We start from the raw sequence: 225 nt of genomic DNA, 5'->3' as shown, positions 1-225 counted from the left end.
TGGTGGAGCCTAGCGGGATCGAACCGCTGACCTCCTGCGTGCAAGGCAGGCGCTCTCCCAGCTGAGCTAAGGCCCCATAAATGGTCGGGAAGACAGGATTCGAACCTGCGACCCCTTGGTCCCAAACCAAGTGCTCTACCAAGCTGAGCTACTTCCCGTTTATGGCGCGCCCGAGAGGAGTCGAACCCCTAACCTTTTGATCCGTAGTCAAACGCTCTATCCAAT

The 225-nt window shown here is 57.3% G+C and carries 2 tRNA genes; both read right to left on the bottom strand.

The features are described from left to right. Nucleotides 1–76 (bottom strand) — tRNA-Ala (locus ACWATA_RS29345). Nucleotides 77–81: 5 nt separating this feature from the next. Further along, nucleotides 82–158 (bottom strand) — tRNA-Pro (locus ACWATA_RS29340). Nucleotides 159–225: the final 67 nt, after the last annotated feature.

Source organism: Priestia sp. USM5, from assembly GCF_058323215.1.
Note: the sequence above shows the minus strand (reverse complement) of the source record. Positions and strands in the feature narration are given on the sequence as shown.